Raw genomic sequence first — 18,021 nt, 5'->3', positions numbered from 1 at the left:
ATTCGAGCCTAGGCGGCCCGCGGTGCGTGACGGGCGTTCATTTGCTGACGCAGGGCAAGCGCCTCGCCCACACGCCCCGTCGCTTCGGCCGCGCGGATGGCCAGCTCGTAGGCGCGCCGCGTCGGGCGTTCGCGCAGATTGGCCTGGGCCCAGATCCAGGCGCGCTGCGGGTCGCGGCCCGCGCCGAGGTAGAACTCGGCCGCATGGTCGGCGAAGGCGGTTGGATGGCGGGCCAGCAGAGCCTCAAAACGGCGGCGCGCCCCATCGATCTCGTCCTGGCCGCGTGCCACCTCGCCCTGGCGCGCATGCAGCGCTCCCAGCAGTGCCATGGCCTCGGGCTCATCGGTGTGAATGACGACATGCAGCAGCCGGGCCTCTGCCGCGGCCTCATTGCCGCGCGCCAGCTCGATCTCGGCGAGGTGGATGCCGGCCGCCGCGTAGTCGGGCAGCAGCCGCAGGGCCTCGGCGTAGAAGGCCGCACCCCGCGCCGGGTCGCCGCCCTGCTCGGCCCACATCAGGCCGCGAGCGAAGGCAACGGCGGCGGCCGGAAAGGGCAAGGTGGTGTCCAGCTCGCGCAGGGCCCGGGCATAAAGCCGGTCGGCGTCCTCCAGGCGACCGACGGCGGCCACGCCGCGGGCCAGCGCGCAGTGGCTGGGAAAGCCCGGCCGGCGCTCGGCCTCAGCGTGCAACGCGGGTAAGGCTTCTGCGGCACGGCCAGTGGCCACCAGCAACGCAGCACGCTGGGCAGGCGTGGCGCCAGCGGCGTCGAGGTCCGCTTGCGCGTCGGCAAAGCGGTGGGCGGCCATGCGGGCCCGGGCCCGCTGCAGGTGGTCTGCGGCACTGCCGGCCCTCACCTCGGTCAAATCGGCGGCGCGGTCCAGCACACGGTAGTCCGCCAGGAACTGCAGGCGCAGCAGCCACAGGTCGAGCGCTGCTGGATCGTCGGCTTGGCGCCGCAGCTGGTCGTCAAGATTGATCAGCGCGATGCTGCCCAGGGTGGTGGTGGCTGGCGGCGCGGCGCACCCTGAGAGAACGGCAATGGCCAGGGCGACAAGCGTGTTGCGGTTCATGGCGCGGACAGGAAGGGGAAAGCTGTGGTGGAGTGCTCGTGGTCGTCCTGCGTGACACCGTCGTCGGCGACATCTGGCGTGCCGCGGATCAGCAGCGAGCGGAACACGGCATTGACGTTCTGCAGCGGCGTGCGACCACCGCAGTCCGCCAGTGGCGGCGCCCCCAAGGCGCTGCGCTCGACGGCGAGGTAATGCAGGCAGCGCGTCTGCCGGCTGTCGACCCAGAGGCGGTCGTCGGCCAGCAGCTCGGCCAAGCGCTTGTAGCGACCGGGCGTCGCGTCCTGCGCATCGGCCAGCCACTGGTTGCCGGCCACGCCATCGAAGCTGTCATACAGCGCCAGGTTGCGGCCGATCTCGGTGGCAAAGCCTGGCCAGCCGGCGGGGTCGGCGCGGTTGTAGGCCTCCTTCAGCAGGTTGGCGATGTCTTCCTCGCCGACGGTGGCCAGCAGGGCGTTGCCGGTCAGCGCGCGGCCCATGCGGTCGATGGGTGCGCCGGGCGGCGGTGGTTCATTGGCCGGCGCGAGCTGGCGGCGCTCGCTGCGGCCCCACACGGCCAGCAGCGGGCCGCCGGTTTTGACGAGGTCGAGGTCAACCGAGACAACGATGGCCGAGGTCGTCCACCCCGCCAGGAAGTTGCGCGCCGGGCCGCCCTGAGTTTGGCCCCAGAGCTGGGGAAGGCGTTTGAGCGTCTCGGCATCGAAGCGGCGAAAGCCGCTGGCGTCCTGCGGTGCCTGGCCAGCCTGGATGGCAGCACCAGCGGCATTCAAGGCGCTGCGCGTGCCGCGCACGTTGTTGAAGTAGGGGGCGTCGCGCAGGCCGGCGAAGACGCGAAAGCGCCCGCCCCGACCTGCCAGGCCCTGTGGGCTGCTGACGTCGCCCTGCAGGCGATCGGCGCGGCCGGCCCAGCAACTGGCGGCGCCCGCGGCGTCGAACTGGCAGACCAGGCGGGTGGTGGCCGAGGTGCGGCCCAGGGCCTGGCCGCTGTCGACGTGGAAAACATACTGGACCTGGTCGGAAAAGCGTTTGCCGACGATGTCCATGACGAGATTGAGCCGCTTGCCGTCAGCCGAGGTCCAGGCGAAGAGATCGCCAATGTCCGCAGCCGGGTCGGCGATGACGGTGGGCGTGTCGAGGTGGTCGGCGGCGAAGGCGGGTGCCGTGGCGAGTGCGGCCAGCCAGACGGAGCGAGAGAGGAGGGTGAGGAGGTTTTTCATGGCACGCAGCCTAGGGAAGGCCGCCGCAGAAAACTTGGCAAAAACTGCGATGCCTGCTGACAGCTTCTGCACATCCGCCCTCCTACGATGCGCCGATGTCCCTGCCCCCGCACTCCCCGGCCGAGGCCGAGCGCCGCTACCGCCCGCTGCAGCGCGGTGCCGGGCTGCGGCTGATGCATTGCCAGTGCCGCGCCGGCCGGGGCGAGCGGGCGGTCGACGAGGAGCATCCGGCCTTCTCGATCACGCTGGTGGACCGCGGCCAGTTCACCTATCGCACGCGGGCCGGTGGCGCCCTGCTCAACGCCGGCTGGTTGATGCTGGGCAATGTCGGCGAGGGCTATGCCTGCTCGCACGAGGACAGTGATGGCTCGGGTGACGACTGCACGGTGCTGTCACTGTCGCCAGACCTGCTCGAGCAAACGCTGGGCGCCCTCGGTGTCGCCAAGGCGGCGAATCGCTTCTCACGGGCCTGCCTGCCGCCGCTGCCGCGGGTCGCCGCCCTCTTCCAGGGGCTGGACACCGGCGGCGACGAGGGTTTCGCGCTGGAGGAAGCCACCCTGGCCATCGTGTCGCAGGTGCATCGCGCCCTGATCGATGGCGAAGCCCCGGCCGCCTTGCCACGACAGGATGAGCGTGCCCGCGCGGCAGCGCATTGCATCGAGACACGCAGCGCCGAGGCGCTGACCCTTGATGAGGTGGCCCAGGTCGCCGGCCTCAGCCCTTTCCATCTGCTGCGCGTGTTTCGCCAGTCCATCGGCGTGACGCCGCACCAGTACCTGATGCGCACGAGGCTGATGCATGCGTTGAGCCTGCTGCGCGACACCCGCCGGCCGGTGACGGATGTGGCCTACGACACCGGCTGGGCCGACCTGTCAAATTTCAACAAGGCCTTCCGTCGCGAATTCGGCTGCTCGCCGCGCAGACTCAGGGGCACGGGCTGTCGAGAGATCTCTCTCGAAGCCTGAGCGGGCCTACTCGCCCCACTTGCCGATGTACTTCTTGTAGTTCTCGATCCAGCCGTTCGAGCCGAAGCCACCCTCGCTCTGGTGGGTGATGGCGATCGGCCAGGTGGCCAGGCGCAGGCCGGCGGTGCGGGCGCTGCGGCAGAAGTCCATGTCGTAGAAGTGGAAGTCAAAGCGCTCGTCAAAGCCCACCTGCCTGGCACGCAGCGTGTCGCGCCTGGCGGCAAGCAGCACGCCATCCAGCAGTTCGCATTCCGCCGGCACAGGCCCGAAGGCCGAGATCTGGCCGAAGGGGCCGGTACCGTGGGAGACGATGCCACTGAGGTTGGCGCGGTCGTCCCATTCGAACTTGGTGGTCGGGAAGGCCCAGGACGGCTGCATCGGCGCGCGGCGCTTGTTGCCGGCGACGCCGATGACATCGAAGGCGTGCAGGGCCGCCATCACATGCTCGTAGAAGAAGTAGTCGTCCAGCCAGACGTCGTCGTGGATGAAGGCCAGCACCGGCGCCGCGTCGGCGGCAGCGATGCGCTCGTTGTAGAGGATGGGCAGGCCGCGGCTGTTCTCGAAATAGACGCGCGGCAGCAGGCGGTCGTCATGGGCCATGCGGCGCAGCGACAGGCCCAGGGCGGACTTGCCCCAGAACTCATCGGGCGTGCAGCGGGTGGCGCAGACGAGGTCGATCACGAGGGCTAGCGAAGGTAGAGGGCCAGCGTGTCGCAAGGCGGGTTGCGCACCGGTGGGCAGGGAGCCGTGCGGCGGGCGTTGTTGAGCGCATAGGCCAGCTCGCGCGGGTGGTGCCATTGCTCGTAGAAGCGGCGCGAGGCCCGGGACTGCTCGGCCAGGGACTCAGGCGTCTGCGCGGCCAGCACGCGGATTAAGTCGTCCGGCGTTTCCCACCACAGTGCTTCCTCGTAGATGAGGTCGCGCGTGGAGTGGTGCTTGGACAGCGTGCTCTGCTGGATCAGCACCGGCAGGCCCGCGCCCTGGGTTTCGACCAGGCCTTTGGCCCCCTGGAAGGGAAAGGACGAGATGCACAGGTCGACATCGCCGTCGCGCAGATGGTTCCAGAGGCTGCGCACCGGCGGCTGGTATTGGAAGCGCGCCGGGTCAACGCCGGCGCCAGCCAGACGGTCCCTAAAAGCGTCGATGACGGGGCCGGGCAGCATGCCGATGTGCAGATGCGTGCCCCCCACCTCGGCCAGGCGGCGCAGGATGACGTCCAGGTAGTCGTAGCGCGCCGGGGCGATGAACTTGCCCGCCGAGCCGTGTGAGCAGGTGCGCAACTCGCCACCGGCCATGAAGGCATGCCCCGCGCGAGCGCCCTGGTCAGGCGCGGTCAGCGGCCAGTAGACCGCGTGGTGCACGCCCAGAAAGTGCTGGCATTTGTGGAAGGACAGGTTGGTGCAGTCCACATGCAGCGCATGCGGCAGGTAGACGCCCAGGGCCATGTCGTGGTCGGCATGGTGGAAATAGGCGATCTCGCGCGCCACGCCCGGCTGCGCGGCCCCGACCGCGGCCACGTCGTAGTGATGATGGAACAGCGTCAACAGCCCGGGCTTGAGCGTGGCGAGCTGCAGGTGCAGCCACTGGAGCTTGTCGCGCAGCTGCATGGGCGGCGCCAGCAGCATCTGCACCGTGGGCGGCAGGTCGGCCAGGAAGTTCTGCAGGGGCAACTCGCGCTCATGCAGATTGGTCACCACCACGACATGGGTGAGGTCGGGCCGGGCGCGGATGACGTCCTTCAGCGCGAGCGAGTGGCCGCCCTGGCCGTCGTACAGCTCGGTGGCCACGTGCACGGCGAGGTGGTCGTGATAGCCCTCGGGGGTTGCCAGGTTGAGCTGGCGCGCGGCCAGGGCGCCCGCTGCCAGGCAGAAGCGGTCCATCTCGGCGGAGCCGAAGACCAGGCCCTTGGCCCGCGGGTCATTCAGCAGCGCGATGACGGTGTTGCTGAGTTCCATCAGCATCGCCGGCCAGTCGCCCGCGGCCTGCAGGCCATCCAGGCGCTGCACCAGGTTCAGGTATTGAGTCATTGAAGGACCGGTGGGTCAGCGCGCGATGACGGAGATGCCGTCGGGCAGGTATTTCCTGTACTTCTCGAATGAGGCCTCCATGGCCTCGCGGGAGATGGCGTAGAAGTAGTCCTCGCCCTCCTCCCGCGTGCGCACGGCGCCGAAGCGCTCGTGGAATTTCCAGACCGACTCGTTGCCCACCCTCACGCTGAAGTGCGAGGCGGTGAAGCCCAGGCTCAGGGCATAGCGGTAGACCATCAGCGCCGACTCCACCGCGAAACCGCTGGGGCGGTCGTCGGCCAGGATCCAGGAGCCCCAGGAAAAGGAGTCGCCCTGCGGGTCGTACAGCCGCACGGTGCCGTGGCGGGTGCCGGCGTGGTCCTCGATGAGGAAGTAGACCTGGCTGTCGTCAGCGGCATAGGCCTGCAGCCAGGCGCGCTGCGCGGCCACGTCGGACGAGGTCTTGGAGAGGTACTGGCCTTTGACCGGATCGGTACGCAGGCCGACGATGAACTCGGCATCATCCACCGTGGCGTCACGCAGGACGATGCTCTTGCCCAGCACGCGGGCGGGCTTGACCAAAGTGATCGGCATGGCGGCTCCTTTGCTCAGGTCAGCGCCCGCACGGTGCCGATCAGCTGGTCCACCTGGGCGTCGGACATGCCGGGCCACAGGGGCAGGCTCAGCACTTCTCGGTGGATCTGCTCGGTCAGCGGCAGGCTGCCGACGGCCATGCCCAGTTCGGCATAGGCCGGCTGCAGATGCGGTGGCACGGGATAGTGGATCAGCGTGCCGATGCCGCGCTCGGCCAGGGCCTGCTGCAGGCGATCGCGCTCGGGATGCCGGATGACGAACAGGTGCCAGGCTGGCTCGGCCGGCTCGGGCACGAAGGGCAGCACAAGGTTGGCGCCAGCGAGGCCGTCCAGCAGCCTCGCGGCGATATGCCGGCGCTGCTGGGTGAGCGCGTCCAGGTCGGGCAGCTTGGCCGCCAGTACGGCGGCCTGCATCTCGTCCAGGCGCGAATTCAGGCCCTTGACCTCGTTGTGGTACTTGACCCGAGAGCCATAGTTGCGCAGCACGCGAACGCGGTCGGCCACGGCGGGGTCGTTGGTCGTGAGGCCGCCGCCGTCGCCCATGGCACCGAGGTTCTTGCCGGGGTAGAAGCTCCAGGCCGAGGCATCAGCCTGGCTGCCGACGACGCGGCCGCCCCAGCGCGCGCCGTGGGCCTGGGCGCAGTCGTCCAGCACGCGCAGGCCGTGCTTGCTGGCGATGGCGTTGATGGCGTCCATGTCGGCCGGCTGGCCGTAGAGGTGCACGGGCAGGATGGCGCGGGTGCGCGGCGTGATGGCCGCCTCGATGCGTGCCGGGTCGATGTTGTAGGTGCGCAGGTCGGGTTCGACGGGCACGGGCGTGGCGCCGCACTGGCTGACGGCCAGCCAGGTGGCGATGTAGGTGTTGGCCGGCACGATGACCTCGTCGCCCTCCCCCACGCCGAGCGCCAGCAGGCCCAGGTGCAGGGCGTCCAGGCCGTTGCCCAGGCCCACGGCATGGGCCGCGCCGCAATAGGCCGCCCACTGTGACTCGAAGGCTTCCAGCTCGCGGCCGAGGATGAACCAGCCGCTGCCGGCCACGCGGCTGAGCGCCGCGTCAATGGCCGCGCGCGAGGCGGCATAGGTGGGTTGCAGGTCCAGAAAGGGCAGCTTCATGCGGGCGCGTTGCCGACGGCGGCAAGGAAGTCGTCGTAGTCGCGGATGTAGTCGCCCGCGTCGTAGGTGTCCGAGGCCAGCACCAGCAGCACGGCATCGGGCGAGAAGCGGTACTGGATGCCCCAGACCATGGGCGGGATGTGCAGCCCGACCTTGGGGCTGTCCAGGCGCAGCTCGTCGCGGTGCTCGCCATCGTCCAGCACGATGGTGCAGCTGCCTTTCACGCAGATGAGGAACTGATGGCAGGCCCGGTGGGCGTGCTCGCCGCGCACCTCCTCATTGGGCACGTCGTAGACGATGAAGAAGCGCCGCGGCGTGAACGGCAGATGGGCGTCGATCTCGCCGAAGCTCAGCGCACCGCGCAGGTCGACGATCTTGGGCAGCGCATGCAACCGTGCACCGCGCGCCTGCAGGGCGGGCAATGCGTCGCCGAGCCGATGCGCCGAGATGGCAGGGCCGCTGACCTGGACCTCGGGCGTGTCGAGGTAGCCGACGATGTGGGCCGGGTTGCCGGCGACGATGGCTCGCGGCGGCACGTCGCGGGTGACGACGGCACCGTCCGTCACCAGCGCCCCCGGGCCGATGGTCAGGCCGGCCTGGATGGTGGCATTGGCGCCGATGCTGGCACCCGCGCGAACGCGGGTCTTGAGGAACTCCGTGGGCTTCCTGCGGCTGCGCGGCGCGGGGTCGTTGCTGAAGGCAGCGTTGGCGCCGACGAAGACGTCATCCTCCAGCGTGATGCCATCCCACAGATAGACCCCGCACTTGACGGTCACCCGGTCGCCAACCGCCACCTCGTTCTCGATGAAGACGTGGTCGCAGACGTTGCAATCGGCGCCGATGCGGGCGCCGGGCAGGATATGGGCGAAGGCCCAGACGCGCGTACGCGGCCCGATCTGCGTGGACTCGACCAGGGCGTGCGAGTGCACAAAAGCGCCGCTGCCATCCATCATCGATTGATCTCCCATGCTTGGACTGTTCAGTATCCCTCGGCCGCGTCAGCGCAAGGGCGCCGCCACGCCGCGGCCCATGCTCCAGATCAGCGCGACGATCTGCTGCGCGTCGAACATCGCGTTCACATGGGCGACCCGCATCGAGTAGTAGTCGCCCTCGGCGGCCATCACGTCGAACAGCGAGCGGCGGCCGAGCTGCTGCCACTGCTGCAGCGTCGACGCGCGCACGCGGTCGCTGTTGCGCAGGATCTCGACGATGCGCCGGGCGCGATCCAGCGTGGAAGTGCCGACCTCGTTCATCTCCAAGAGGCGGTAGCGCTTGGCCTCGATGGCCTCGTCGCGCTGCAGCACGGTGGCCCGGTAGCGCTGCACAGCGGCACTGGCCTGGGCGTGGGCGCCGGGCTGGAGGATGGGGATGGTGACGGACACGCCGGCGCCAACGTCGTTGGAGCGCGACTCGCCGGGGCCGCTGCGGAACATCGCGCTGGCGCTGCCGGTCAGGTTGACCGTCGGTTTCTGGCCCGCAATGACGGACTCGGCAAAGCTGCGCTGCGAGCGCGCCTGGGCCTCGGCCTGGGCGACGTCGGCGCCGAGCAGGATGTCGCTCTGCATCTGCTCCAGGTCGGGCATCACGGACAGCTGGGCCGTCATGCCGATGCTGGGCGGCAGGGGCTCGCCCACCAGGCGCTTCATGCGCACCTCCGTCTGGCGCAGGGCCGACATGGTCTGCTCCAGCGACAGGTCGGCCTGCTGCAGGCTCTTCTGCGCCTGCACCAGCTCGCTGGCGCGGCCGCGGTCGGCCTTGGTGATGATCTCCAGCGCGTCGACCAGGCAGGCCATCTTGCGCACGTATTGGGTGTAGACCTGGCCCTGCAGCACGTAGCGGCTGCGGTCCAGCGCCAGCGTGACGACGTTCAGCGACAGCTGCTCCTCGGCGCTGCGCTGGCCTTGGGCTGCGACTTCGGCTAGCTCCTTGCGCCAATCGGTCAGCTTGGCGACGCGGCCGGAGTCCCAGACCGGCATGCCGGCCGAGAGCGTCGCACCGGCTTGGCCACCCCGGCCGACGGTCACGCCGCCGACGTTCTGGTACACGCCGTTGGTGCTGATGGTGAGGTTGGCCGTCGGGAGGCCCAGTGCACGCGTCTCTTCGACGTCCGATCGGGCGGCATCGGCCAGCAGGCGCACGGCGCCCAGGGCCTTGCTGCGCGACAGCGTTGCGTTGATCAGTGTTTGCAGCGCGGCGCGCGGGTCGCCGGTCTGGGTTTCGAGGGCGCTCATGTCGCGGCCCAGGCGCGACAGGCCGGCGTCGTCCTCGTTGCAGCGGCCTTGGGACGCAGGCACCTCGACCGCCGGCGGCGGCGCAACAGTCTTGGGCGGGCGCGTCTGCGCCAGCGCGAGTGAACCGAAAGCGGCGAAGCCGAGGACGATGAGGGGACGGAGCGGGTACAGCATGGCCCCGTCACTAGACCATCCGCCCCCCTCCCCTGAAGCCCGGAAAAGCGGGCCCGCACCTGCCCTTGTTCAGCGCTAGCTACGTTGTCTTGCGGGCCGAGCGCCGGGCCGCTCCCAAGCCGGCCCTCTTGGCGATGTGCTTGCCGGTTGATCCGGCAAGCATCGCCGTCCCCCCGGGGGACCGACCAAGCTCGCCGCGTTCAGCAGGCGAGACTGGGCGAGGGGCAGCTTTACCGCTCGCGCAGCGCTTCCTGCGACTTCATCATCGGCCGCAGCAGGTAGCTCAGCACCGAACGCTCGCCGGTCTTGATCTCCACCTGCGACGTCATGCCCGGTATGACGGGCAGCTTCTCGCCCTTGTACTTGAGGTTGTTGCGCTCGGACGTAACGATGACGCGGTAATGGCCCTCGCCGCTCTTGTCGCCCTCGGTGACGGCGTCGGGGCTCATGTAGGTGACCTTGCCTTCCAGGCCGCCATAGGTGTTGAAGTCATAGCCGGCCAGCTTGACCTCGGCCGTCTGGCCCAGGCGGATGAAGCCGATGTCCTTGGGCTTGATGCGCGCCTCCACCAGCACCTTGGGACCGATGGGCGAGATTTCCAGGATGGGTGCGCCGCTGGCAATGACGCCACCGACGGTGCCGGACTTGATGCTTTTGACGACCCCATGCACGGGCGACTTCAGCACCGTGCGCGTCAGCGCGTCCTGGCGCACCACCATCTGCTCGTCCATCTGGGCCATTTCGCTTTGCACGCGCACCAGTTCCTGGCTGGCTTCCTGGCGGTAGCGCGACAGGCGCTCGGTGCGCTGCTGCTGGATCTCGTTGACCTGGCGGTTCAGCCGCATGACCTCCACGTCGCTCATCAGGCCGCTGCGGGACATGTCCTGGGCGAGCTTGAGCTCCTTGGAGATCAGCCCGAGGCTGCGGTTGATGGCGCCGACCGCCTCGTCCAGCAGGCGCTTGCGGGCGTCGAAGGATTCGGCCTCGCCCTGGGCATAGCGGGCCTTGGGGTCGACATCGCGCGGCCAGTGGATGCTGACGCGGCCATTGGCCTCGGCATCCAGGCGCGCCGCCGCGGCTTTCAGGGCCAGCAGCTTGGCCTGGCCCTCGTTCTGCTGGGCTTCGACACGGGTCGGGTCGAGGAAGGCCAGGTCCTCGCCGGCCTGCACTTCCTGGCCTTCGCGCACCTTGAGTTCGCGCAGGATGCCGGCGTCCAGGCTGGCGATGACCTGCTCGCGCCCATCGGGCACGATGCGGCCATCGCTGCGGGTGATCTCGTCCACCTTGGCCAGGGCCGACCAGGTGATGGCCACCGTGACGACGGCGCACAGCAGATACAGGGCCCAGGTCGCGCGCGGCAGGGGCTCGTCGATCTGGGCGGCATGAAGGGCACTGACGAACAGGCCTTCTTCCTTGCTCAGGGCTTTGGCGCTCATACGCTATGCCCGCTCGGCCGCCCGAAGGGCATTGCCACCCCCTCGGGGGGCAGTGAGTGAAACGAACGTGGGGGCTTCATACGCTCGCGCTGCGTTGTACGGGTTGGGCCGACGGATGCATGTGTACGCCCTCGCCGCCCTGGGCGGGCGCAGCCGGGCGCACGCCGGACAGCGCCGCCAGCACCTGGTCGCGCGGGCCGTCCATGACGACACGGCCGCCATCGACGACGGCGATGCGCTGCACCAGCTCCAGCACGGCCGGGCGGTGGGTCACGACGACGAGCGTGGCCGTGCCGGCTGCGTCACGCAGCTGGCGCAGGAAAGCCATCTCGCTTTGCGCGTCCATCGAGCTGGTGGGCTCGTCCATCAGCAGGATCTGCGGCTTGGTGACCAGCGCCCGGGCCAGCGCAACGAGCTGACGCTGGCCGCCGGACAGCAGCTGGCCCATTTCGCCGACCGGCAGGTCCCAGCCCATCGGATGGCCGGAGACGACGCGGTCCAGGCCGGTCAGCTTGGCCACCTCGACGAGGCGGCCCGCGTCCAGGTGGGCGCGGCCCATCAGCACGTTGTCGCGCAATGTGCCGACGAACAGGCGCGGCTCCTGGCTGACGAAGCCGACCCGGGCCCGGTACTCTGCCGGGTCGACCTGGCGCAAATCGATGCCATCGACCTCGACCATGCCTTCGGTCGGCTGGTAGAGGCCGCCGAGCATGCGCAGGATGGTGGACTTGCCGCTGCCGATGCGGCCGAGGATGGCGACGCGCTCGCCGGCCTCCAGGCGCATGGTGACGTTGCGCAGCACCTTGGGCGCCGCCGACTCGCTGGCCGCCTGCTGCTGGCCGTGCTGCGGTTGGGGCGGGTAGCTGAAGCCGACGTCGTGCAGGCCGACCTTGCCGGTGACCTGGGACAGCGGCACGTAGTTGCGGCTGCTGTCGCGCTCGACCGGCGCATTCATCATCTGGTTGAGCGCCATCATGGCGGCGCGAGCACCCTGGTAGCGCGTGGCCAGGCTGACGAGGCTGCCCAGCGGCGCGATGGCGCGGCTGGCGAACATCACCGAGCCGATCAGCGCGCCGGCCGAGATGACGCCGTCATGGATCAGGTAAACGCCCCAGATGAGGATGATGAGGTTGACCGCCTGCTGCAGTGTGCTGGACAGATTCATGCTCCAGCTCGACAGCGCGCGCGAGGTCAGGGCCGTGTCGGCGACGATGGCCGTCGTGCGCTCGTAGCGGCGCACGAAGCGGCCCTCGGCACCCGAGGTCTTCAGGTCTTCCAGGCCCTCGAGGGACTCGACCAGGGTGCCGTGCAGGTCGGCAGTCTCCTGCATATTGGTGCTCATGGCCTTGCGCAGCGCCCCCTGGATGGCCCAGGACAGGCCCATGATGAGCGGCACGGCCAGCACCAGCACCCAGCCCAGCGGCCCGCCGATGACGAAGGTCATGCCGATGAAGATGACCAGGAAGGGCAGGTCCGACAGGGCCGACAGCGTGGCGCCGGTGAAGAACTCCCGCACCATTTCCACCTGGGCCAGATGGGCGGCATAGGCGCCGGCGGAAGCCGGCTTGTGCTCCATGCGCACCCCGAGGGTCTGGCGGTAGAGCTTGGCGCCGATGACGAGGTCGGCCTTGCGGCCGGCCAGGTCGATGAGGTGGGAGCGCAGCTGGCGCGCGAACAGGTCGAAGACCAGGGCCACCGAGGCGCCCACGGCCAGAGTCCACAGCGTGACCATGGCTTGATGGGGAATGACCTTGTCATAGATGACCGAGGTCACCAGGCCCGACACCAGCATCAGCACGTTGGACAGCAGGGCCGCCAGCATGGAAGCGCGGTAATAGGGCGTGAAGCGCTTCAGCGTGCCCCACAGCCAATGCGATTCCAGGCCCTTGTCGGCCAGCTTCAGCAGCGGCGCCTCCGAGCGCGGGGCCGAGGCGGTCTCCTGCGGCGACACGGCCAGCATGAAGCCGCTGTACTCGGGCTCCAGTTCGGCGGTCGTGGCCGGCACGGCGGCGGCTTCGGGGCCGGGGAACACCACTTCGTAGCGGCAAGCACCGGCGGCCACCGCGGCCGGATCGTCCAGGCGGCGCACCAGCACGCAGGCGTCGCCGCCGTTGAGCAGCAGCACCGCAGGCAGCAGCAGGGCATGGATGTCGTCGATGCTCTTGCGCAGCAGGCCGGCGTTGTAGCCCGCTTCGCGCATGACGCGGATGGCACCGTCGGGCGCCAGGGCACCTTCCACCGGCGCGCCGGCGCGCAGTGACTCGGGCGAGCGCGGCTTGCCATGGTGGCGCGTCAGCCAGGCCAGGGCCTGCAGCAGCGGGTCGCCGGCGGGCTGGTTGCTCAGGTTCTCCAGCGGGTCCGGCGGCGGCGCCGGCTCGCCATTGGCGGCCAGGCGCAAGCCCGGCGCCTGCGGCTGGCCGTCAAAGAAGGGGTCGTGCTGACGCGGCATTTAGGCCTTCTGCCTCGCATCGAGCGCAAGCCGCTCGAACTCTTGCTCTATATCGCGCACGATGGCCGGGATGTCAAACAGCGGCGAGCTGCGGCCGTGCTCCGCCAGGTAACGCTTGTAAGAAGCTGCGCGGGCCGGCTGGTTGCCGATCTGTACGGCACGCTGCTCGTATTCCTCGATCGTCGTCGTGATCAGGTCGGGCAGGCCGACGGCCGTCAGCAGGCTGCCGGCCATGCGCGAGATGTAGGTACGGCCCGAGCGGGTCAGGATGGGCGTGCCCATCCACAGGCAGTCGCTGGCCGTCGTGCCGGCGTTGTAGGGAAAGGTGTCCAGGAACAGGTCGGCCAGCGTGAAGCGGGCCAGGTAGTCGGCCGGCTGGGCGCGCCCGGCGAAGACGAGGCGTTCGGGGGCGATGCCCTCTTCCACCGCAACGCGCTGCAGGTTGGCCTTGGCAAACGGGTTGTCGGCCAGCAGCCACAGCACACTGTTCGGCACCTGGCGCAGCACGCGCATCCAGCAGCGCCAGACCTGCTCGCTCATCTTGTGGTTGTTGTTGAAGGCGCAGAAGACGAAACCGTCCTCCGGCAGCCCCATCTCGGCACGGCTGGGCGCCGGGTTGGCGGCGCGCGTGCGGTCGCTGACCTGGTAGCAGTGCGGCAGGTAGATGGGTTTTTCGGTGTGATACGGCAGCGACTCCGGCGGCATCACGAAGCGGTCGGCCAGGATCCAGTCCACACCCGGCAGGGCCGAGGTGGCCGGCAGGCCCAGGTAGCTGACCTGGATGGGCGCGCCGCGATAGGCCAGGATGCCGGGGCGCGCGCCGCTGGTCAGCCCCTGCAGGTCGACGAGCACGTCGATGCCAGCCTCAGCAATCATCTCTGCGGCGCGGCGGTCGGGCACGCCGTGCAGCGGCGTGTAGCTGTCCATCGCCCCCTTGATGCGGGCGCGCAGCGGCGTGCCGTCCTCGCGGCTCCAGCTGAAGGCGTGGATCTCGAACTTGGCTTTGTCGTGCAGTTCGTACAGCTCGGCCGTCAACAGGCCGACGGCATGCATGTGCAGATCGCCGGACAGATAGCCGATCTTGATCTTGCCTTCGCGCTTGCGGCCCTTGTGCAGCGGTGGCTCGGTGACCTTGGTGACCTTTTCCAGCACGAAGCGCTGGGCGGTCAGCAGTTGCAGGGCCGGGTCATCGCTCTCGTCCAGCATGCCGAGCAGCGAGGTGCTCATCAAGAGGTGGTTGTGCGTGACGTCGCCAAAGGTCTGGTAGACCGGCCAGGCGCATTGCTTCTGGCGGATGTGCACGTAATGCTGGGCCACGTCGCTCTGGCGCGGGTCCAGCTCCAGCGAGCGGCGCATCAGCGCCTCGGACTCGTCATAGCGCTTTTCCTGCTCCAGCAGGCGGGCGGCGTTGTTGAAGGCGTGCAGGCGCAGGCTCAGCGGGTCAGTGCCCAGGGCGTCGGGCGCCTCGTTGTCATAGACGGTGCGCCATTCGGCCAGCGCCTCTTCCATGCGCCCCTGGTGCTCCAACTGGTGGCCGAGGTTCAGGCGCGCCTGGGCGAAGGCCGGTGCCTGTTCGAGCGCCATGCGGTAGACGGTCTCCGCCTCTTCATGGCGGCGCAGTTCGCCCAGGACGGCACCCCAGTTGAAACAGGCCACATGACGCAGCGGCGACGCGGTGGCGCCGACCCAGTTCTGGTAGAGCAGCGCGGCCGCGTCCAGGGCGCCGGCCGCCTGCAGGCGCGAGGCGGCCTCCATGACCTGGGGCAAAGGCCATTGGCCGCTGCGGGCCAAGCCAAGCCATTGCTCGAGAAGGGCAATACCTTGGGGCGGGGCAGCGGGAGGCGTCGACATGTCCATGCGGCGGGCGGTGTGATCGGATGTTCCGCCGATTTTCAAGCCGCGCCGCCAGGTTGGGCGCGGGGAATAGGCTGCGGATTGCGCAGCATTTCCCGCCCCGGGCACCTCAAACTGGGGAATCATGCCCCGCCGCGGGCAGGCGGCAGGGCCTTCGCGAGGCGTCAGACAGGCCGTAGTGGCCTGTCTTCGGTCCCCGCTCAGCCACCCAAATAGTCCGACTTGCCCAGCGGCACGCCGGCATGGCGCAACAGCGCGTAAGTGGTTGTCGCGTGGAAATAGAAGTTGGGCAGGGCGAAATGCCGCAGATAGGTCGAGCCATCGAACTTCAGCGGGTCACCGCTGCGGCGCGGGATGACGATCTCGCGCTCCTCGCTGTCGGCGAAGGCCTCGGCGGGCACGGACAGCACAAAGTCGCGGGTCTTCTTGATGCGCTCGGCCAGCTCGTCCAGCGTGGCTTCGTTGTCCTCGTACTTGGGGATCTCCTGGCCGCCCAGGCGGGCCACGCAGCCCTTGGCAGCATCGCTGGCGATCTGGATCTGCTTGGCAAACGGCAGCATGTCGGGCGCCAGGCGCAACGTCAGGTAGACGTCGGTCGAGAACTTCCTGGTTTCGGCATGGGCCTTGGCGGCCTCCAGCCAGGTCAGCATATTGCCCAGCATCTTGGCGAATGCCGGCGCGCTGGCGGCGTGCATGGAAATCGGGGTCATCGGGTGTCTCCTTGAGGGAAAGCGATGGTAGCCATGCAACCCTGACCCCTGCTGAGCACCGTGCACAATCCCCTGCAGCTATGAACGTGATCATCCTGGACGACTACCAAGACGCCGTGCGCAAGCTGCGCTGCGCGGCGAAGTTGGAGCCCCTCAACGCCAAGGTCTTCACCAACACGGTCAAGGGCATCGGCCAGCTGTCCGTGCGGCTGCGCGATGCCGAGGTGCTGGTCCTGGTCCGCGAGCGCACCACCTTCCCGCGCCAGTTGCTCGAGAAGCTCCCAAAACTCAAGCTGATCTCCCAGACCGGCCGGGTTGGCAGCCACATCGACGTCGAGGCCTGCACGCGCTTAGGAATTGCCGTGGCCGAGGGCGTCGGCAGTCCGGTGGCGCCGGCCGAGCTGACCTGGGCGCTGATCATGGCCTCCATGAGACGGTTGCCGCAATACATCGGCAACCTGAAACATGGCGCCTGGCAGCAGGCCGGGCTGAAGGCTGCGTCCATGCCGGCCAATTTCGGGGTCGGCATGGTGCTGCGCGGCAAGACGCTGGGCATCTGGGGCTACGGCAAGATCGGCCAGCTCGTGGCCGGCTATGGACGCGCCTTCGGCATGAAGGTCATGGTCTGGGGCAGCGAGGCCTCGCGCCTGCGCGCCGAGGCCGATGGCTACCAGGCCGCCCCCAGCCGCGAGGCCTTCTTCGCCGAGGCCGACGTGCTGTCCGTGCACCTGCGCCTGTGCGACGCCACGCGCGGCATCGTCACATCCGAAGACCTGGCCCGGATGAAACCGACGGCGCTGTTCGTCAACACCTCACGAGCCGAACTGGCCGTCGAGGGCGCGCTGGTGTCGGCACTGAACCGCGGCCGGCCCGGCATGGCCGCCATCGACGTCTTCGAGAGCGAACCCATCCTGCAGGGCCACCCACTGCTGCGGCTGGAGAACGCCGTCTGCACGCCGCACATCGGCTACGTGGAGCAGGATAGCTACGAGCTCTATTTCGACGCGGCTTTCGACAACGTGCTGAACTTCATCAATCAGCAGCCGACGAATATCGTCAACCCGGACGCACTGAAGGTCCTGCGCTGAAGTCCAGCGCTGAGGAAGCGGCCTTGAACCGTCCCGAATCCCTGACGGAACTCTTCCTGGCGTTCTCAAGGCTGGCCCTGCAGGGCTTTGGCGGCGTGCTGGCGATAGCCCAGCGCGAACTGGTCGAGCACCATCACTGGATGAGCAAGGAGGAGTTCGTCGAGACCCTGGCCATCGCCCAGGTGCTACCCGGGCCCAATGTGGTCAACCTGTCCATGATGATCGGCGACCGCTTCTTCGGCCTGCGAGGCGCCGTCGTGGCGCTGGCCGGCATGCTGGTGGCGCCCGCGATCATCGTGCTGGCCCTGGCTGCCGCCTTTGACCAGTTGGCCCGCCACCCCATGGCCATCAACGCGCTGCGTGGCATGGGCGCGGTGTCGGCCGGACTGATCCTGGCCACCGGCATCAAGCTGCTGCCGGCACTCAAGAAGAGCCCGCTGGGCCGGCCGCTCGCCCTGGGCCTGGCCTTGACGGCTTTCGTGCTGATCGGTCTGCTGCGTTGGCCGCTGGTCAATGTGCTGGCCCTGCTAGGCGGCAGCGGCATGTTCCTGGCCTGGTGGAGAACACGGCCATGACAACGCCCGTCGATCTTCTCGGCCTCTTCCTGCATTTCCTGACGCTGTCGCTGCTGTCCATCGGCGGCGCCATCACGACGGTGCCCGAAATGCACCGCTACCTGGTCGACAAGACCGGCTGGCTCAGCGATACCGACTTCACGTCGTCCATCGCCCTGGCACAGGCGGCGCCAGGTCCCAACATCCTGTTCGTCGCGGTGCTGGGCTACAACGTGGCCGGCCTGACGGGCGCGGCGGCTGCGATGGCCGGCATCATGCTGCCGTCCAGCGTGCTGACCGTGACGGCCACGCGCTGGGCGCGCGCCAACCGCGAGCACATCGTGCTGCGCGCCTTCTCGGCCGGCATGATGCCGCTGACGCTGGGGCTGATCATCGCCACGGGCTGGCTGCTGGCCCTGCCTTTCCTGCGCGCCGACGAGCACCGCTGGAGCACGCTGGCGATGATTGCCGTCACCGTGCTGCTGACGCTGAGGACGAGGCTGGGCCTCGTCTGGATGGTGCTCGGCGGTGGCGTGCTGGGCGCGCTGGGTCTCGTCTGAGTTC

16 protein-coding genes are annotated in these 18,021 nt (G+C 68.9%); 4 read left to right on the top strand and 12 right to left on the bottom strand.

Annotation, left to right across the window (positions count from 1 at the left end; genetic code table 11):
* Positions 1–8: 8 nt before the first annotated feature.
* Positions 9–1,070: a hypothetical protein gene (locus ASC91_RS11325; RefSeq protein WP_056196539.1), complete on the bottom strand. Its 1,062-nt coding sequence runs from the start codon at positions 1,068–1,070 to the stop codon at positions 9–11.
* Positions 1,067–2,284 carry a hypothetical protein gene (locus tag ASC91_RS11320; RefSeq protein ID WP_056196536.1) on the bottom strand — a complete coding sequence of 406 codons (1,218 nt, stop codon included), beginning with the start codon at positions 2,282–2,284 and terminating at the stop codon, positions 1,067–1,069. Before ASC91_RS11320 ends, ASC91_RS11325 begins: the two co-directional genes overlap by 4 nt.
* 95 nt (positions 2,285–2,379) lie before the next feature.
* Between ASC91_RS11320 and ASC91_RS11315 the strand changes: the two genes are divergently transcribed.
* Positions 2,380–3,249: an AraC family transcriptional regulator gene (locus tag ASC91_RS11315; protein WP_056196533.1), complete on the top strand. Its 870-nt coding sequence runs from the start codon at positions 2,380–2,382 to the stop codon at positions 3,247–3,249.
* A gap of 6 nt (positions 3,250–3,255) precedes the next feature.
* Here ASC91_RS11315 and ASC91_RS11310 read toward each other — a convergent pair whose 3' ends face one another.
* From ASC91_RS11310 to ASC91_RS11265, 10 genes are all read right to left on the bottom strand, one after another.
* Positions 3,256–3,930: a glycosyltransferase gene (locus ASC91_RS11310; protein WP_056196531.1), complete on the bottom strand. Its 675-nt coding sequence runs from the start codon at positions 3,928–3,930 to the stop codon at positions 3,256–3,258.
* Positions 3,931–3,935: 5 nt separating this feature from the next.
* Positions 3,936–5,276, bottom strand: coding sequence for a hypothetical protein (locus ASC91_RS11305; protein WP_056196528.1), 1,341 nt, complete (start codon positions 5,274–5,276; stop codon positions 3,936–3,938).
* A gap of 15 nt (positions 5,277–5,291) precedes the next feature.
* Positions 5,292–5,849: a GNAT family N-acetyltransferase gene (locus ASC91_RS11300; RefSeq protein ID WP_056196525.1), complete on the bottom strand. Its 558-nt coding sequence runs from the start codon at positions 5,847–5,849 to the stop codon at positions 5,292–5,294.
* A gap of 14 nt (positions 5,850–5,863) precedes the next feature.
* Positions 5,864–6,961 carry a DegT/DnrJ/EryC1/StrS aminotransferase family protein gene (locus ASC91_RS11295; protein WP_056196522.1) on the bottom strand — a complete coding sequence of 366 codons (1,098 nt, stop codon included), beginning with the start codon at positions 6,959–6,961 and terminating at the stop codon, positions 5,864–5,866.
* Complete coding sequence (locus ASC91_RS11290; RefSeq protein WP_235531951.1) at positions 6,958–7,929, bottom strand: WxcM-like domain-containing protein; 972 nt, start codon at positions 7,927–7,929, stop codon at positions 6,958–6,960. Before ASC91_RS11290 ends, ASC91_RS11295 begins: the two co-directional genes overlap by 4 nt.
* Positions 7,930–7,959: 30 nt before the next feature.
* Positions 7,960–9,366, bottom strand: a complete 1,407-nt coding sequence (locus ASC91_RS11285) for a TolC family protein (RefSeq protein WP_056196517.1) — start codon at positions 9,364–9,366, stop codon at positions 7,960–7,962.
* A gap of 230 nt (positions 9,367–9,596) precedes the next feature.
* Positions 9,597–10,802 (bottom strand): HlyD family type I secretion periplasmic adaptor subunit, encoded by a 1,206-nt coding sequence (locus ASC91_RS11280; protein ID WP_056196515.1) that lies wholly within the window; start codon positions 10,800–10,802, stop codon positions 9,597–9,599.
* A 76-nt stretch (positions 10,803–10,878) separates the two neighbouring features.
* Complete coding sequence (locus ASC91_RS11275) at positions 10,879–13,251, bottom strand: type I secretion system permease/ATPase (RefSeq protein WP_056196513.1); 2,373 nt, start codon at positions 13,249–13,251, stop codon at positions 10,879–10,881.
* A complete protein-coding gene (locus tag ASC91_RS11270; protein ID WP_235531949.1) occupies positions 13,252–15,102 on the bottom strand; it encodes an acetylglucosamine transferase in 1,851 nt (616 codons plus the stop codon).
* Between the two features lie 203 nt (positions 15,103–15,305).
* Complete coding sequence (locus ASC91_RS11265) at positions 15,306–15,815, bottom strand: DUF1993 family protein (RefSeq protein WP_056196508.1); 510 nt, start codon at positions 15,813–15,815, stop codon at positions 15,306–15,308.
* A gap of 80 nt (positions 15,816–15,895) precedes the next feature.
* Between ASC91_RS11265 and ASC91_RS11260 the strand changes: the two genes are divergently transcribed.
* From ASC91_RS11260 to ASC91_RS11250, 3 genes are read left to right on the top strand one after another with little or no spacing between them, the layout of a single operon-like run.
* Positions 15,896–16,903 carry a D-2-hydroxyacid dehydrogenase family protein gene (locus ASC91_RS11260; RefSeq protein WP_056196506.1) on the top strand — a complete coding sequence of 336 codons (1,008 nt, stop codon included), beginning with the start codon at positions 15,896–15,898 and terminating at the stop codon, positions 16,901–16,903.
* Positions 16,904–16,926: 23 nt separating this feature from the next.
* Entirely contained in the window at positions 16,927–17,478 is a 552-nt protein-coding gene (locus ASC91_RS11255; protein WP_235531948.1) for a chromate transporter, read from the top strand.
* Positions 17,475–18,017, top strand: coding sequence for a chromate transporter (locus ASC91_RS11250; protein ID WP_056196499.1), 543 nt, complete (start codon positions 17,475–17,477; stop codon positions 18,015–18,017). The genes ASC91_RS11255 and ASC91_RS11250 overlap by 4 nt, the downstream gene beginning before the upstream one ends.
* The last annotated feature ends 4 nt before the right edge of the window (positions 18,018–18,021 follow it).

This window comes from Pelomonas sp. Root1237 (genome assembly GCF_001425055.1).
GTDB lineage: Bacteria > Pseudomonadota > Gammaproteobacteria > Burkholderiales > Burkholderiaceae_C > Pelomonas.
The sequence above is the reverse complement of the archived record's forward strand: the minus strand, read 5'-3'. Positions and strand labels throughout refer to the sequence as shown.

Bases quoted from the DNA above. Each gene is read 5' to 3' on its own strand.
- ASC91_RS11300 (WP_056196525.1), bottom strand. From the start codon at position 5,849: ATGCCGATCACTTTGGTCAAGCCCGCCCGCGTGCTGGGCAAGAGCATC.
- ASC91_RS11250 (WP_056196499.1), top strand. From the start codon at position 17,475: ATGACAACGCCCGTCGATCTTCTCGGCCTCTTCCTGCATTTCCTGACG.
- ASC91_RS11315 (WP_056196533.1), top strand. From the start codon at position 2,380: ATGTCCCTGCCCCCGCACTCCCCGGCCGAGGCCGAGCGCCGCTACCGC.
- ASC91_RS11265 (WP_056196508.1), bottom strand. From the start codon at position 15,815: ATGACCCCGATTTCCATGCACGCCGCCAGCGCGCCGGCATTCGCCAAG.
- ASC91_RS11270 (WP_235531949.1), bottom strand. From the start codon at position 15,102: ATGTCGACGCCTCCCGCTGCCCCGCCCCAAGGTATTGCCCTTCTCGAG.
- ASC91_RS11290 (WP_235531951.1), bottom strand. From the start codon at position 7,929: ATGGGAGATCAATCGATGATGGATGGCAGCGGCGCTTTTGTGCACTCG.
- ASC91_RS11260 (WP_056196506.1), top strand. From the start codon at position 15,896: ATGAACGTGATCATCCTGGACGACTACCAAGACGCCGTGCGCAAGCTG.
- ASC91_RS11285 (WP_056196517.1), bottom strand. From the start codon at position 9,366: ATGCTGTACCCGCTCCGTCCCCTCATCGTCCTCGGCTTCGCCGCTTTC.
- ASC91_RS11280 (WP_056196515.1), bottom strand. From the start codon at position 10,802: ATGAGCGCCAAAGCCCTGAGCAAGGAAGAAGGCCTGTTCGTCAGTGCC.
- ASC91_RS11325 (WP_056196539.1), bottom strand. From the start codon at position 1,070: ATGAACCGCAACACGCTTGTCGCCCTGGCCATTGCCGTTCTCTCAGGG.
- ASC91_RS11275 (WP_056196513.1), bottom strand. From the start codon at position 13,251: ATGCCGCGTCAGCACGACCCCTTCTTTGACGGCCAGCCGCAGGCGCCG.
- ASC91_RS11295 (WP_056196522.1), bottom strand. From the start codon at position 6,961: ATGAAGCTGCCCTTTCTGGACCTGCAACCCACCTATGCCGCCTCGCGC.
- ASC91_RS11305 (WP_056196528.1), bottom strand. From the start codon at position 5,276: ATGACTCAATACCTGAACCTGGTGCAGCGCCTGGATGGCCTGCAGGCC.
- ASC91_RS11320 (WP_056196536.1), bottom strand. From the start codon at position 2,284: ATGAAAAACCTCCTCACCCTCCTCTCTCGCTCCGTCTGGCTGGCCGCA.